General features: G+C 45.5%; 16 protein-coding genes. 11 read left to right on the plus strand and 5 right to left on the minus strand.

From position 1 onward, the window contains the following. Positions 1-4 precede the first annotated feature (4 nt). Genes BLT01_RS03045 through BLT01_RS03060 form a run of 4 tightly spaced genes read left to right on the plus strand, consistent with a single transcriptional unit; the run spans position 5 to position 3,998 of the window. On the plus strand, positions 5-565 hold the full coding sequence (locus tag BLT01_RS03045; protein WP_092094450.1) for an acyltransferase: 561 nt from the start codon (positions 5-7) through the stop codon (positions 563-565). 18 nt (positions 566-583) lie between these two features. Then, positions 584-1,711: a DegT/DnrJ/EryC1/StrS family aminotransferase gene (locus BLT01_RS03050; RefSeq protein WP_092094452.1), complete on the plus strand. Its 1,128-nt coding sequence runs from the start codon at positions 584-586 to the stop codon at positions 1,709-1,711. A 14-nt stretch (positions 1,712-1,725) separates the two neighbouring features. Beyond that, positions 1,726-2,736 carry a Gfo/Idh/MocA family protein gene (locus BLT01_RS03055; protein ID WP_092094454.1) on the plus strand — a complete coding sequence of 337 codons (1,011 nt, stop codon included), beginning with the start codon at positions 1,726-1,728 and terminating at the stop codon, positions 2,734-2,736. A 50-nt stretch (positions 2,737-2,786) separates the two neighbouring features. Continuing rightward, positions 2,787-3,998: a lipopolysaccharide biosynthesis protein gene (locus BLT01_RS03060; RefSeq protein WP_092094456.1), complete on the plus strand. Its 1,212-nt coding sequence runs from the start codon at positions 2,787-2,789 to the stop codon at positions 3,996-3,998. A 226-nt stretch (positions 3,999-4,224) separates the two neighbouring features. Here BLT01_RS03060 and BLT01_RS03065 read toward each other — a convergent pair whose 3' ends face one another. Beyond that, positions 4,225-5,391: an ABC transporter permease gene (locus BLT01_RS03065; protein WP_245696852.1), complete on the minus strand. Its 1,167-nt coding sequence runs from the start codon at positions 5,389-5,391 to the stop codon at positions 4,225-4,227. A 78-nt stretch (positions 5,392-5,469) separates the two neighbouring features. Here BLT01_RS03065 and BLT01_RS15380 point away from each other — a divergent pair, with 78 nt between their 5' ends. The 3 genes from BLT01_RS15380 to istB are packed head-to-tail and all read left to right on the plus strand — an operon-like array spanning position 5,470 to position 7,784. Continuing rightward, the gene (locus BLT01_RS15380; RefSeq protein WP_245696853.1) at positions 5,470-5,964 is read left to right on the plus strand and encodes a hypothetical protein; all 495 of its coding nucleotides are present in this window, start codon (positions 5,470-5,472) and stop codon (positions 5,962-5,964) included. Further along, the gene (locus tag BLT01_RS03070; RefSeq protein ID WP_245696854.1) at positions 5,903-7,030 is read left to right on the plus strand and encodes an IS21 family transposase; all 1,128 of its coding nucleotides are present in this window, start codon (positions 5,903-5,905) and stop codon (positions 7,028-7,030) included. The genes BLT01_RS15380 and BLT01_RS03070 overlap by 62 nt, the downstream gene beginning before the upstream one ends. After that, positions 7,011-7,784 (plus strand): IS21-like element helper ATPase IstB, encoded by a 774-nt coding sequence (istB, locus tag BLT01_RS03075; protein WP_092094458.1) that lies wholly within the window; start codon positions 7,011-7,013, stop codon positions 7,782-7,784. The genes BLT01_RS03070 and istB overlap by 20 nt, the downstream gene beginning before the upstream one ends. 55 nt (positions 7,785-7,839) lie before the next feature. Here the strand turns inward: istB and BLT01_RS03080 are convergent, their stop codons facing one another. Further along, on the minus strand, positions 7,840-8,067 hold the full coding sequence (locus BLT01_RS03080; protein ID WP_092094460.1) for an ABC transporter permease: 228 nt from the start codon (positions 8,065-8,067) through the stop codon (positions 7,840-7,842). After that, positions 8,045-8,737, minus strand: coding sequence for an ABC transporter ATP-binding protein (locus tag BLT01_RS03085; RefSeq protein ID WP_092094462.1), 693 nt, complete (start codon positions 8,735-8,737; stop codon positions 8,045-8,047). Before BLT01_RS03085 ends, BLT01_RS03080 begins: the two co-directional genes overlap by 23 nt. A 597-nt stretch (positions 8,738-9,334) precedes the next feature. Between BLT01_RS03085 and BLT01_RS15170 the strand changes: the two genes are divergently transcribed. The 4 genes from BLT01_RS15170 to BLT01_RS03100 all read left to right on the plus strand — a co-directional run bounded on the left by BLT01_RS15170 (position 9,335) and on the right by BLT01_RS03100 (position 11,195). Then, positions 9,335-9,475 carry a hypothetical protein gene (locus tag BLT01_RS15170; RefSeq protein ID WP_176765012.1) on the plus strand — a complete coding sequence of 47 codons (141 nt, stop codon included), beginning with the start codon at positions 9,335-9,337 and terminating at the stop codon, positions 9,473-9,475. An 18-nt stretch (positions 9,476-9,493) separates the two neighbouring features. Continuing rightward, positions 9,494-9,871, plus strand: coding sequence for a GGDEF domain-containing protein (locus BLT01_RS03090; RefSeq protein WP_092094464.1), 378 nt, complete (start codon positions 9,494-9,496; stop codon positions 9,869-9,871). Positions 9,872-10,029: 158 nt separating this feature from the next. Further along, positions 10,030-10,464: a VanZ family protein gene (locus tag BLT01_RS03095; RefSeq protein WP_092094547.1), complete on the plus strand. Its 435-nt coding sequence runs from the start codon at positions 10,030-10,032 to the stop codon at positions 10,462-10,464. 473 nt (positions 10,465-10,937) lie between these two features. Beyond that, complete coding sequence (locus BLT01_RS03100) at positions 10,938-11,195, plus strand: hypothetical protein (RefSeq protein WP_092094466.1); 258 nt, start codon at positions 10,938-10,940, stop codon at positions 11,193-11,195. A 306-nt stretch (positions 11,196-11,501) separates the two neighbouring features. On the opposite strand, the gene BLT01_RS03105 is transcribed toward BLT01_RS03100, so the two are convergent. Both BLT01_RS03105 and BLT01_RS03110 read right to left on the minus strand, forming a co-directional pair. Next, positions 11,502-12,047, minus strand: a complete 546-nt coding sequence (locus tag BLT01_RS03105; RefSeq protein ID WP_092094468.1) for a DUF6241 domain-containing protein — start codon at positions 12,045-12,047, stop codon at positions 11,502-11,504. 291 nt (positions 12,048-12,338) lie between these two features. Further along, a complete protein-coding gene (locus BLT01_RS03110; RefSeq protein ID WP_092094470.1) occupies positions 12,339-13,850 on the minus strand; it encodes a helix-turn-helix domain-containing protein in 1,512 nt (503 codons plus the stop codon). Between the last annotated feature and the right edge of the window lie 123 nt (positions 13,851-13,973).

Here is a 13,973-nt window from a genome sequence, read left to right on the forward strand (position 1 = left end):
TAAAATGAATTATTTTGTGCATGAAAGTTCTTATATTGACGAGAATGTAAGCATCGGTAAACAGACCAAAGTCTGGCATTTTAGCCATGTGCAAACTGGCGTAACAATTGGGGACGAATGTTCGCTAGGCCAAAATGTATATATTGGCAGTAACGTAAGGATTGGAAACGGAGTGAAAATTCAAAATAATGTTTCTGTATATGAGGGTGTTGAATTAGAGGATTATGTTTTTTGTGGTCCCTCGATGGTTTTTACAAATGATCTTACGCCACGTAGTAAGTACCCCAAAGGAACATCTGCATATAAAAGAACTTTGGTAAAATATGGTGCTTCTATTGGGGCAAATGCAACCATTGTTTGTGGAAATACTGTCGGTAGGTGGGCAATGATTGCTTCCGGTGCAGTCGTTACCAAAGATGTACCTGATTACGCGATAATGGCTGGCATCCCTGCAAGACAAATAGGTTGGGTATGTGAGTGTGGTATGCCGTTAAAAGAAAGTTATACCTGCTCATATTGTGATCGTTCTTATAAGAAAATTAGTAATGAGTTACATGAAAAGTGAGCATTAGGGGGATAAAGAATGGAATTTCGAGATTTGAAATTGCAGTATCAAAAAAACAAAGAAGCTCTTGATGAAGCAATACTAGATGTCCTTACAAGCGGACAATATATTGGTGGTAAATATGTTAAGGACTTAGAAGTGCAGTTAGCTGAATATATTGGGGTAAAACACTGTATAACTTGTGCTAATGGAACTGATGCGCTATCTCTAGTCCTAATGGCATGGGATATCAAAGAGGGCGATGCTGTATTTGTTCCGGATTTCACTTTTTTTGCGACTGGTGAAGTAGTATCTTATAACGGTGCTACTCCGGTTTTTGTTGACGTTGATGAACGGACTTTCAATCTTGACCCTAACAAACTGTTAATTGCGGTTGAACGAGTAAAGAGAGAAGGAAAATTAACCCCAAAAGTAGTTATTCCAGTTGATTTATTTGGCCTTCCAGCTGATTATGAAGCAATTGGAAAAGTCGCTAAAGAACATAACTTGCTCGTATTAGAAGACGGAGCTCAAGGTTTCGGTGGTCATATTAATGGACAAATGGCTTGTAGCTTTGGAAACGCTGCTACAACATCATTTTTCCCTGCAAAGCCTTTAGGTTGCTATGGAGACGGCGGAGCAATTTTTACGAATAACGACCAGACTGCTGATATTCTGCGGTCTCTAAAAACACATGGTAAAGGAGAAAGTAAATATGATAATGTACGAATAGGCGTTAACTCTCGATTAGATGCTATTCAAGCAGCAATCCTACAAGTTAAATTAAAGACATTTAAAGAACAAGAATTAGAATCAGTTAATCGAGCTTTTAAGTTATATAATGAACGTCTAATTAACGTTGTTGAAACGCCATATATTCCAAAAGGTTTTTACTCAAGTTTCGCCCAATATACAATTAAATTAAAATCGATTGACCAACGAAATGCATTACAAAAGCATCTTCGCTTAAATGATATTCCTAGTATGGTTTACTACAACAAGCCGATGCACTTACAGGATGCATTCAAAAACCTTAAGTATGACGATGACGACTTTGTAGTTACCAACAATCTTTGCGATACTGTTCTCTCTCTCCCGATGCACCCTTATTTAACTGAAAATGATATTGAAACAGTCAGTAATATCATTGTTAATTACTTGAATTAAGGAGCCTATATTTCATGAATTTTGCTATTGTTGGTTGTGGATTCATTGCAAGAAAACATGCATTAGCAATCTCTAATATTCCTGATGCAAAATTGGTAGCTGTTTGTGACAAATTAGTTGATGCTATGACTTTTTATCAGGAAGAATACGGAGCGATGGGCTATAGTAATCTTAATACAATGCTCGAAAGAGAAGAAATAGATGTTGTGTGCGTTTGCACTCCAAGCGGTTTGCATGCCCCAATCGCGGTTCAAGTAGCGTCAGCGAAAAAACATCTAATTATAGAAAAGCCCATAGCAATGACAATAGAGGATTCTCAACAGATAATAAATACATGTAATTTTAATAACGTAAAGCTTGCAGTTGTACATCCGAATAGGTTTAGAACTGTAGTGCGTGAATTAAAAAAGATTCTAGATCTAGGTTTATTAGGAAAAATTAGCCATGCAAGCTGTGTGGTCAATTGGAATCGGAATCAAGAATATTACGACCAGTCACCTTGGCGCGGCACTAAAAATTATGATGGCGGTGTCTTAATGAACCAAGCTATACATAATTTAGATTTATTGCTATGGTACATGGGTAAGCCAAAAAGAGTATTCAGTATGAATGCAACTCGTCTTCGTAATATTGAAGCAGAGGATGTATCAATGGGAATAATCGAATTTCACTCCGGAGTTCTCGCTTCTGTTGAAGCGTCAACTACTGTCTATCCTAGTAACTATGAAGAATCAATCACCATATTTGGTGAAAAGGGCACTGTTAAAATTGGCGGAACCAATGCTCTTTATTTTGAGCATATTGTCTTAGAGAACTACGATGTTGAGGAAGTAAATAAACTTAGGACCAAAGTGGAAAATGACCCTTGGGGTAAGCCAGGGCATCAGTGGATCATTGAAGATATGATTAAATCAATTCTGGAAAATCGGGAGCCTGCTATTACAGGTGAAGAGGGTAAAAATGCTTTGGAATTAGTACTATCACTATACAGGTCAGCAAACGAAAACAGACCAATATCATATTAATTGAATATGATATTGGCCTGTTTTATTTTAGATAAAAAGCGTGAGGCCAAATGAAGAAAAAATTTATTATAGATGTGGGTTTAAATATTGTATCAGCTGCATTTCCCTTATTTGTTCTTCAATTAATCGCGTTACCTCTTGTAGCAAGCAAGTTTGGATCGGAGCAATATGGTATTGTAATTGCATTAATAAGTGCTCTTACTCTTATTTCTTTTCCAATGGGAAATGTTTTAAACAATACTCGATTACTGAAGAATGAAAAATATAAAGATAATGAAATAAATGGTGATTTTAATATTCTACTTTTGGTTGGTGGAGGATTATCCTTTATAGCAATAGTAATTGTTACGCACTTTATTGATCCTTCTCCAAGTTTTGTTACATATTTGCTATTAAGTGTTATGGCAATACTAACCTTATTAAAGGATTATTTAGTAGTAGGTTTTCGATTAGAACTAAAATATAAAAGTATTTTAATTAGCAATATATATCTTGGTCTAGGATATTTTATAGGAACAGTTTTATTTGCACTCACAAATATATGGCAACTTATATATTTAAGTGGGTTAGTACTAAATACAATTTTTTTGCTAAAAAATCTCTCCTTACACAAGGAACCAATATTAAAAACTAAATTTATGAAAGATACTTTTAGCACTGCCGCTATGTTGTATGTTTCATCTTTGATGAAGAATATTACTATTCATGCTGATAAATTATTACTATTACCATTTTTAGGTCCTACCTCTGTTGCTGTTTACTATTCGTCTACAATTTTAGGGAAAACTATCTCAATGGTTGTTAGTCCATTAAACTCTGTAATATTAAGTTACTTAGTAAAAAAAAATACTATAAAGATAACTGATATACTCAAAATAATAATAGGAATTACTATAACTGGTTCGGTTGGTTATTTTATTACAATTGGTGTTAGTCCGTACTTTTTCAGCATTTTTTACTCTAATTGGGCTGAGGAATCGCTTCGAATAGTGTTTATTACTACGGGAGCAATAGTAATACAAATGATGTCTTCAGTAATACAACCATTCAATCTAAGATTTAATGAACCAAAATGGCAAGTATATATAAATGGTCTATATTTGTTGATTTACCTTCCTACTACAATTTCATTAGTTAAAGGTTATGGATTATTAGGTTTTAGTTGGGGAGTCTTAGCAGTAGCCATATTTGGTTTGATACTGCAAGTCAGTGTTTTGATGATTAATATTAAGAGCGCTCATGCTTCTAAGAATGTTAATTGAATTGAGAGTGCGGTTGCCGATCCATATCTATATTGGAGATAATTAGCTCTTTTCAATACTCAATACTGAAAGAGGTTAGGAGGAAACGTCCGCTTCCCTTACCCCTTTAGTTTATTTGATATCATTCTATTGTTTGCAAACTTGATGTTTGTTAACTTCAACTTGTATTGGAGAGGATAAAAAGTCAGGCAGCGGTTTTAATTCCTTAAACTTTAGTAATTCATTCTTATTCAAACCTCAACGCCCGACTCGGCTGCAACCTAGCCGCTTTAATTGCGGGATAAACCCCACATACAATGCCAATCAGGATAGAAGATACAAGTGCAAGCTGTACAATCCACACCGGCAGAACAAGTGGGAAGAGTGTTATGGCAATATTCCACCAAGTGACAAATCCATATCCAAGCAACAGACCGATAATACCTCCAACCAAGCAGAGCAGGATCGTCTCAAAGAGGAACTGGAACAAGACCTCTATGGTGGATGCACCCAGTGCTTTACGGATTCCAATCTCTCGAGTTCGTTCCCGGACTGACAAGACCATAACGTTCATGATCCCAGCGCCGCTGATAACAAGCGCAGTGGCTGTAATTCCAATCAGCATAACCTGCAGGATTCTGGTGACTGTGTCAATGGCCTCCAGCATCTCGGTTTGCTTAACGGTGCTGAAGTCGGTTTCCGGATGATTAATTTTCACAGCTCCGTGCACGTCTTTTTCCGCCTGGTCCAAATTGTCGATGGAGTCCGCTTTGACATAGATGCTCGTCAGGTTCTTGATACTGGTTACCTCGAGTGCGGTCTGGACCGGCATGATGATGCTGTTATCGGAGGTCATGCCGAGTGTGGCTTCGGATTCCAGCACACCGACTACGGTGAAGGTTTCTCCCTGGATGGTGACTTCCTTTCCGACCAAGCTTTCTTCATCAGCCGGCGCTTCTGCTGCACTCACAGAGGAGCCGGTCAGCCTGTTCAACAGTTTCTGCCACCAGGCTTTCTTCGGTTTTGCCTGCTGTGCTGAGTTTGTTTCGGGCAGCTCCCGTTTTTGATTCAACAGGGATGCGTGGATTCCGCTCCCCAGCACGACCACTCTGTTTTTTTTTGCTTCTTCTTCCTCTGTAAAGAACCGACCTTCTTTTAGGGTCGTATGGAACATTTCCTGATATGAACTGCTCGTGCCCACCAGCATGCCTTCCACGCTGGTGGGTTCTTCATTATCCTTGGTGTATTGAATGCGGCCGACCGTTTCCAGCATGGGGGTGACGGATTCGACGGATTCCAGCTTGCGGATCTCTTCGGCATCGGTGTTTGTCAGTGTGCTGGGCAGGCTGGAGACGCCGTTCAGGAAGTTATGGGCCCCGTGTAAACGATAAACTGAAAGTGACCAATTTCGCAAAATAGAATAGAGCCACTTTCCAACCAGATCAACCCCTTCTGTATACTGAAAACAGCAGACAGAAGGCGGGGATGGGAAGTGAAGAAAATGGAACTGTATTACAAGATGAAAGACCTAGAGGGAAAGGGGTTTTCACAGAGACAGATTTCTAAAAAGCTGGGAGTCGGAAGGAATACCGTTAGGCTATACCTGGGCATGTCTTCAAAGCAGTTCATCGAGTATATCCATTCGCTCGAGACGCGGCCAAAGAAGCTGGATCCCTACCGGGAGCTCATTCTCGGATGGCTCCGGGAACACCCAGACCTTACCGGCGCCCAAGTCCACGATTGGCTGATTGAGCAGATGGAGCTGAAAGATTTAACCCAGGCAACGGTCCGAAGCTATGTGAAGGATATACGGGAGCGTTATGGGATTCCAAAGGTGAAGAACCAGCGGGTCTACGCAGCGGTGCCCGAGTTTCGGCCGGGCCATCAGGCACAAGTGGATTTTCGGACAGTTGAAGGTACATACGGTGGACGGGAAGGAAAGAAAGCTGTTTTGCATCGTCTTCATCCTCTCCCACTCCCGTTTTAAATACGCGGAGTGGCTGGACCGACCATTCAAGACAGTCGATATGATCAGGGCCCACGAGAATGCCTTCCATTATTTTGGTGGAATGCCGGAAGAGATGGTCTACGACCAGGATGCCATCCTTGCGGTCAGTGAGAATGCGGGCGACCTCATCCTGACATCAGAATTCGCCAGATACCGGGAACACTGTAGTTTTATTGTGCATCTGTGCCGGCGGAGTGATCCGGAGTCAAAAGGCAGGGTCGAGCAGGCCGTGAAGTACGTGAAGAACAACTTTGCCAAGAACCGACTGTTCGAGGATTTGACAGCCTGGAATGAATCGACACTCCGGTGGCTTGCACGTACGGGAAACCATAATGTCCACCACAATACGAAAAAGAGACCCGCCGAAGTGCACGCCCTCGAAAAGCCGCACTTACGGAAGATCCCTTCTGAGTTTCCAATCGGAAACCTAACTGACACCAGTATAACAAGGACCATCCATAAGGACAATGTCATCCGCTTCTCCGGCAACCGGTATTCGGTGCCTGCCGGCACATATCGGAGCGATGGAAAAAATGTCGCCTACGTCGAGGAGAGGGCAGGGACACTCCTGATCCGATTAAAGCCGGAGGCGCCACCAATCGCTACACACCGGATCCCTGAAGAAAAAGGGCTCGTTGTCAGCGACGAAAACCATCGGAAACGAGATGTATCCAAGAGCACAATCCTCGCCGCCAGAATAACGGAAGCCTTTACGGACAAGGAACTGATCGACTGGTATCTCGATGAGTTAAGGAAGAAGTATCCGCGTTATCTTTCAGCGCAGTTCGAACGGATGGAAGACGCCATCCGCGCACACTTGCCTTATGTGGACGAGGCACTTGAGAAGGCAAGACTATTGAACTTGGTAAGCGCAAATGATTTCCGTGATATCGCTTCTTCCTTGGCAAGGGACTCAGAGGAGAAAAAGAACAGGAAGAGCGAAGGATCGGTCTCCGCCTACGAGCATCTTCGGGTTGCCGAACGCACCGAAGATTACTATGCAAGCGTATTGGGAGGGAATGGCCATGACCAGTCCAGCTACTGATTTACAGGAAAAATGCAAGTCGCTCCGTCTTGCAGAAACGGCAAAGGAGCTGCCAGAGCTCCTACGGAGCGCAGAATCAGAAAACTGGACCTATCATGAATTCATTCACCAAGTCCTTTCTCATGAGCTGGGCGCCCGTGAGAAGAAGAATATCGAGCGATTCATGAAGTGGGCCAATTTCCCGTACCATCGGACGCTTGCGGAGTATGATCTCGGCGAACAGAGTGCAATCGGGGAACGGCAGTTCAAGCTCCTGAAGGAGCTTGCATGGATCGACCACCACTTCACGCTCATCCTCATGGGACCACCTGGAGCCGGCAAGACCCATCTTGCGGTCGGTCTGGGCATCCATGCGATTGAAGACGGCCACCAGGTGGCCTTCGTCTCGATGGCAGAGTTGGTACATATCCTCAAGACCCGTGAATATGCGAGCAAGTCCCGAACGAGATACAAGCGGATCATCGACTCAGAGCTCGTCATCATCGACGACGTCATGTATATGTCCATCGATCCCAAGGAAGCCAACCTGTTCTTCCAGTTCATTTATGAACGGTATGACCATACGACTTTTATCCTTACGTCGAACAAAGGGCCGAATGAATGGGGCCGCTTCCTGGGCGATCAGACGCTCACCGCCGCCATTCTTGACCGCCTGCTTCACCGCAGCGAGGTCATCTCGTTTAGCGAGCACGATGACAGCCTCCGGATGAAGCATCGAAAAACCTTATTCTCCGGTCCGATGGCTCCGTCCTAATCTTCGAAAGTGGTAATATCCTAATTTGCGAAAATGGCACTTTTCTACTTGACGGTTACACCCCGCCGCCGTCCTTCAGCACGCGCCCGGGCATGACCATGATCTGTTCCGCCCCGAGACCGCCCATCTGTTTCATTACCGTATCCTTGACGCCCAGAGAAATAGCGGAAAGGGCGATGACGGCAAACACCCCGATGACCACGCCAAAAATCGACAGCAACACCCGGAACTTATTGCTCCAGATCCCGAGGAGCGCCATCTTAAAGGCTTTGAACAGTCGCATAAGCCTGCTCCTCCTTTATCCGTCCGCCTTTTAAATGCAGGATCCGCTCCGCCCGTTTCGCCACTTCAGGATCGTGGGTAATCAGGATGATCGTCACCCCGCGCTGATGCAGTTCATCGAAGATTTCCAGGATCGACTCTGTCGTCTTCTCATCCAGGCTCCCCGTCGGCTCATCTGCCAGAAGCAGGGAAGGTTCGTTCACAATTGCACGCGCAATCGCCACGCGCTGCTTCTGGCCGCCGGAAAGCTGATGCGGCTTCGCTTTCAGCTTTACTTCCAGCCCCACCATGGCGAGCGCTCTTTTGACCCGCGCCCGCTTTTTGGACTGCCACTTTCGCTTATACGAGAGGGGGAGGAGTACATTCTGATACACCGACAAATTCGGGATCAGCTGATAATTCTGGAACACAAACCCGATTTCCTCATTCCGCAGCAACATTAGCTTGCCGCTCCTCATCCGATGGACCTTCTTATCCCGAAATATGTATTCACCATCATCTGGCCGTTCCAGTGTCCCGAGGATATTCATCAGCGTACTCTTCCCCGTCCCCGAAGCCCCCATAACCGCCACATACTCACCTTCATCTAGCTGAAAATCCAGCCCCTCCAAAACCGACTCCTTACCCGCAGCCGACCGGTAGGACTTCCTGATGTTCGATAACCGGATCATCCGATATCCTCCCATTCTAAACCGTGCTGACTCATTACATGTACCTTCTATCTTTAACACGAAACCTACAATGAAGAGTATGAATGAAAAGGAATGAGTAGAGTTGGAGGGAATTGGCGGCAGTGATGATGCGAAAGGCATATTTGGCCGGGTGGGAAGTGAGCGAATCAGAGCAACACTGATGGTTACAGGGCAGAAGTGAGTGATGACCCAGCACGGGTGAATGGTTACCTTGATACCTTGAATGAACGGCCTTTTGTTTCGACTCATTTCGACATCCGGGCTCTCGATATGTCGGATAGTATCTTGAGTTAAGGGTTGTTAATAATGGGATGGATTGGTAATATAATCACACGCAAGATAACCGGTTCATAGAACATAATGCCTGATCGATTGGTTTTCATTTCGTTTAGGTACATAGTCGTGTGGGGGTCCGGTTGGGCCGGGTCTATTGGGGGAGGGGCTGTCCGGATGCATAAGCCGGTGTAGCCGGAAGGTAGCCATGCCATTTCCCGCCGGGTCTTCTGCTTTATCCGTTCCAAGGAGTCTAAGCATAGGGGAAAATCGGCTCTGATTAATGATCCAGGGGGCTTAGAAATGAAGAGGTCGTTGAGTTTTCTGCTGGGCCTGTTCGGACAGCGACGCTCCAGGTGGGACAGGGAAATGATGAGACTCCGACGGCTTGCTTATGAGGATGAGCTCACCGAAGTCGGGAATCTGCGGGCTTTCCGGGAATAAATAGCCCGCCGGATTGGCTTGGGCAAGCCATTTGGAATCCTTTATTTAGATCTCGACCAGTTCAAAATGGTAAATGATCAATACGGCTATCAGGCGGGTAACCGGGTACTTCGGGAAGTGGCGGTTGTACTTAGGGGCGCGGCATCTTCCTCTTCGCATGTTTTCCGCCTGAGCGGGGATGAGTTTGCATTGATTGTTTCTGCAACGAGTGAGACAAGCATGGCCTTGTTGAAGCATCGTAGGGAGAATGACAACGCCAAACGGGTCCGGATCGGATCGATTGCTGTAAGCGCATCGATGAGCACCGCCCGATTCCCTGTAGGTGGCCGGAAAACTACCGAGTTGATTGACGCGGCAGACCGCCGGATGTATGCCGACAATGCCCAGAGGAAATAGGGGCAGACCTATTCAATGGCGGGCGATAGCTGTTAAGGTGTCGTTAGACCATAAAAGGGGAGTGATACCTCACGGAAGTGAGTGATTACCAAGCCGGACGGATGGGGAATGTGTTAACGTTATCACTGAAAAGAATTTAAGCGGATTGGAATTTGTTTATGAATGACGAAAGATCAAACGTCTTAACTGTTTCAACTATTTTTACCTTGCTGTGGGCCGCTCTCATTGTCATCGCCACATGCACGAGCGACCCGCGAGCCTTTTTATATGAACGCGAAGTAAGCTTTCATCTTGAATCCGAGCCCAACTTGTATGATCTTCTTATCCTAAGTGATATCCATTTTGAAAGTGACTTCTATTTGCTTCAAAAGATCGGGCACTTTTTATCATTTGGGGTCTTGTATGGTTTGCTTGTAACTTGGATCAAACGACCGGGTCTGGTTTTTGTTCTGTGTGGAATATTTGCTTTGTTTACAGAGGTCCTTCAACTGTTCTTCGGACGCAGCGGCCGGCTTTTTGACGTTGGCATCGATCTCATGGGGGTCATCTTAGCTTATCAACTCTGTAAGTATGTAAATCGACAAAGGACATGAACGTTTGTTTTGATGGTCGGTTGCCCTGTATGAGTGGTTACCTAATACAGATGAGTGATTTCCAAACGACCCGGCCGGGGAGCTGCATATCCCCGGCCGGCTTATTTATATTCCCCTTCCGCTTTCCCTTCAATGAACCATTTCTCTTTGCCTTCAGCACTCCAGAGAGCCCAGCCCGATACGAATAGGCCCATTAAAAGAATTCGGACGACGTCAAATAATCTGACGAAAGACTTTCGACCCTATAAACTGGATGCATTCGACAAGACTCGACAGCATAATCACTATGTAGTCAGTATTTGTCTCGAATCCGAACTTGTTTGCTGAAGCGGAAGATGGTAAAATATCCTTACAAAACGTTCGTTTGTAGTCTTTTATAACTAGTTTAGTTTTTGATTTTTCAGGACAGGTTTCTCGAATTGACGATGTTTGGCCTGATTGATGTTCTGTCTTTTGGAGGGGGAATGACCGTGATGAAACCCATTCAAGTTCAAAGCGAAAATGGAAAGTCGGTGGAGCATTACGAAATTGTGGACACAGGTTGGCGTGAGGACGGCCTGCTTGCAGTAATCTTGGGCGCTGAAGAACCGGCCCTGCTGGAAAGCGACCATGCCTTGGAGTTCGCCCGAATAGTCGCAAGGCGCAGACGCCACAGCATTCTGGCAACTGCCGAACCAGTGGAAGCAGGAACCGGACAATACCCGTACCAGCGGACTTACTGCTTTAGCTGACCATAAAAAGTAGCTGATTATAAATCTCACAAAGCCTGTCACAGCGCAAACTGTGACAGGCTTATTTTCGTTGAGCTCAGTGAGTGTTTACCTGGCGGAGGGGGCGTCCGGAGTTTTCAGGTAATAAGGGTCTTTCGGGTGCACAATCCGACGTCATCACTCACCCGGTGTACCGGGATTTCAGCAAACGCCAGTCGCAACCATCCGCCTACGTTATGAATAATTACCTACACAGGATGAGTGGTTACCTGTTGTAGGCGAGTAAATACCAAACGAGCCGGCCGGGGACTGTAAGTCCCGGCCGGCTTATTTCTTTGCCTCCTTAAGTGCTTTCCCCTCAATGAACCATTCCTCGATAAACAACAGTTCCTCCTCTTTGCTCAGGAGGCCCCGGGCTTTGCCCAGATTGCCTTTCTGGAGTTTCCAGATGTAATTGTGGTCCCGATCGGCTTCGCTGAAGTCGCCTTTCTCCCATTTCGCGATAATCTGGAGCAGCTGGTTTTTCACTTCGGGTGAGCGAATCTTTTTTGAGCCGGAAACGATCGAGTCGATTTCGCTGATGTTGCCCGTTGTCATCGGGATGGCTCCCCATTTGTCGGTGGCCATGATTTTCTGGTGGGTCATCTGGTGCATGGTGTCCAGGATCTTCTCTTCGGGGGAATGGCCGTTGATGCCCGTCCGGTCCAGCCCGTCAATCTCCTTCAACACTTCGGTTTCCTCGAAGCTCTCCACAAATTCATCTTGCGTCAGCACTTCCTCCGGCTTGTAGTGGGCAAAACGGGTCTGGTAAATGACCAGACCGGCGACAGCCAGGAGTGCCAGCGCGACAATCAGGATGCCTTTCTTCCTCATCCAATCCCTCCGATCGGTTGTGAATCTGCCAGCTGATTACTGGAAGTATACGACTGTGAATTTGTAAAGTCTGTCGAAGCTTCGCCTGTGACAGGCTTTTTTTATTGGCCGGAGGAATGGGTGACTATCCGGCGTGGTCCGGTTTGCAGTGGGGGGAGACGTTAAAGGCGATCCGCCGCCCAAACTGGAGAGCTCCAGGGGTTTTACTTTTCCGCACCATCGAACGCTCCAGTGCTTTTATTCAAACCAAATAAATGCCCTTAACGATGCCAACAATCGTTAAGGGCATTCCTATTGTTCCTGCGCCACACAAGCATCTTGTTTTAATTCAAGTATCTTTCGCGTGAGGATCGCATCCTGCTTGTTCTGTCTTTTTTCATCGATGATCTCTGAAAGGACCTGGAGCTCTTTTTCGGTAACCAAAGGGTTGATGACAATAGTCTCAATGTCATCATCCAGGCCGCTCAGGTTGAGGGTGTCCGTAATGATGAGGTCAGGCTTAGGGGAGTTCGCTCCGAAGAGCTGGTCCACTTGGTAAACCTGACGGATATTGGCTTTTCCGAGAAAGCAGATGGCCAGGTGGTTGTAGGTGTAGTTGCTTAATGTGAAACGGGACGTGAAAAAAAGGATATCCAATTCGTGGTTTTGCTGCAATAAGTGTCTTTTCAGAAGAGCGCTTAGCGAAATGATTCCTGAATAATGGATTTTCAGGCCGGATTGTTGCATCCAGTCTTCGCACAATTGACAGGTGAAGTGAAAGAGCGCCTCGGATTGGATGACGGATGGGGTCATAAGCGTCTTAGTCGGCAGGTAGTCAACTTCAGGAACCAAGCTCCGCAGGTCGGCAATCCGGTAAATGTTGAAAATCTCTATCAGGAACGTATGCTCAACGTCCAAATCCAACCGTGTATTAAGGAAGTCGATAAACAATCTGAGACCGGTCTGGTCCGCTGGAGGGTTCAGCCACTTCTCCCGGATTTCATCGGGCTGTTCTGTGCATCGGAATTCATTGAAAATAATGCCCAGGTACAAGTAGATGCGGTCCAGGGGGGAGATGTCCAATTGGAACAGATATTCCAGCTCATCGAAAAACGGGGCCAACCCTTTGTAATGGGGGCTGTCTTGAATCTGGGTCCATTTGGAAAAAGGCAACTCATCCGGGAGATACCCCTGTCCGGATCGCTGCCTGCAAATATCGAAAATTTCATAGAATACATTGAAACCATAATTGGAAAGTAACAGTTTCCCGTGTTTTTTCAGTGATGCTTGAATCTCTCTGCTCTTCTTTTCCGGAGGGGGAATCGCATAGTAACCATTGGCCTCTGTTTCCGTATAACGCATTTCCAATAACAGAAGGCGCTTAAATCCTTCATTCCCGATGATGCGATAAGGTCCCTGATGAAGCATCAGCCCAAAAGGACGGATGAATTCTTCTGTTTTTGTAAGCAGTTCCGCAGCAGACTTTGGGCTCATATACAACTTGCTGCAAACTTCTTCCAAAGTGTAACTGCGGGATGAGAGAAGGAGATGAATCATCTCGAATAACTGATCGTTTTCATCATGCTCAAAGGTGTTGGCAAGCGTCTCTCCTACAGGCCGGTGCATTTTGAGGCCCGATCCCCTTCGGGTGATCACCGACCAGCCATCAGGCAGCATTTTCTTAAGGACAGCCAGCTCAGAATGGATCGTCCTGTAGGAACAATGACACTGATTTCCCAGTTCCTTTAACGTGATCCAATCCGTAGCATCCTCCAGTGCGCGCAAAATCTCATACTGTCTTTTGGTGATAGAGAGTTTATTCACTGCGCATGCCCTCCCCAGCCTCTTTTCCCCATATTACTCCAAGATTATCCCGCGCTTGCTTGAAAGTAAAGACCAATACTAAGGTTTCAATTGCAATGGAAAAAAAGATTAGCTTAGAGCCAA

Origin of the sequence: Bhargavaea beijingensis (assembly GCF_900101985.1) — a bacterium.
GTDB classification, from domain to species: Bacteria; Bacillota; Bacilli; order Bacillales_A; family Planococcaceae; genus Bhargavaea; species Bhargavaea beijingensis.

Excerpts from the sequence above, each read along its gene's own strand:
- BLT01_RS03045 (WP_092094450.1), top strand. The coding sequence starts at position 5 with ATGAATTATTTTGTGCATGAAAGTTCTTATATTGACGAGAATGTAAGC.
- BLT01_RS03050 (WP_092094452.1), top strand. The coding sequence starts at position 584 with ATGGAATTTCGAGATTTGAAATTGCAGTATCAAAAAAACAAAGAAGCT.
- BLT01_RS03055 (WP_092094454.1), top strand. The coding sequence starts at position 1,726 with ATGAATTTTGCTATTGTTGGTTGTGGATTCATTGCAAGAAAACATGCA.
- BLT01_RS03060 (WP_092094456.1), top strand. The coding sequence starts at position 2,787 with ATGAAGAAAAAATTTATTATAGATGTGGGTTTAAATATTGTATCAGCT.
- istB (WP_092094458.1), top strand. The coding sequence starts at position 7,011 with ATGACCAGTCCAGCTACTGATTTACAGGAAAAATGCAAGTCGCTCCGT.
- BLT01_RS03080 (WP_092094460.1), bottom strand. The coding sequence starts at position 8,067 with ATGCGACTGTTCAAAGCCTTTAAGATGGCGCTCCTCGGGATCTGGAGC.
- BLT01_RS03085 (WP_092094462.1), bottom strand. The coding sequence starts at position 8,737 with ATGATCCGGTTATCGAACATCAGGAAGTCCTACCGGTCGGCTGCGGGT.
- BLT01_RS15170 (WP_176765012.1), top strand. The coding sequence starts at position 9,335 with ATGAAGAGGTCGTTGAGTTTTCTGCTGGGCCTGTTCGGACAGCGACGC.
- BLT01_RS03095 (WP_092094547.1), top strand. The coding sequence starts at position 10,030 with ATGAATGACGAAAGATCAAACGTCTTAACTGTTTCAACTATTTTTACC.
- BLT01_RS03100 (WP_092094466.1), top strand. The coding sequence starts at position 10,938 with ATGAAACCCATTCAAGTTCAAAGCGAAAATGGAAAGTCGGTGGAGCAT.
- BLT01_RS03105 (WP_092094468.1), bottom strand. The coding sequence starts at position 12,047 with ATGAGGAAGAAAGGCATCCTGATTGTCGCGCTGGCACTCCTGGCTGTC.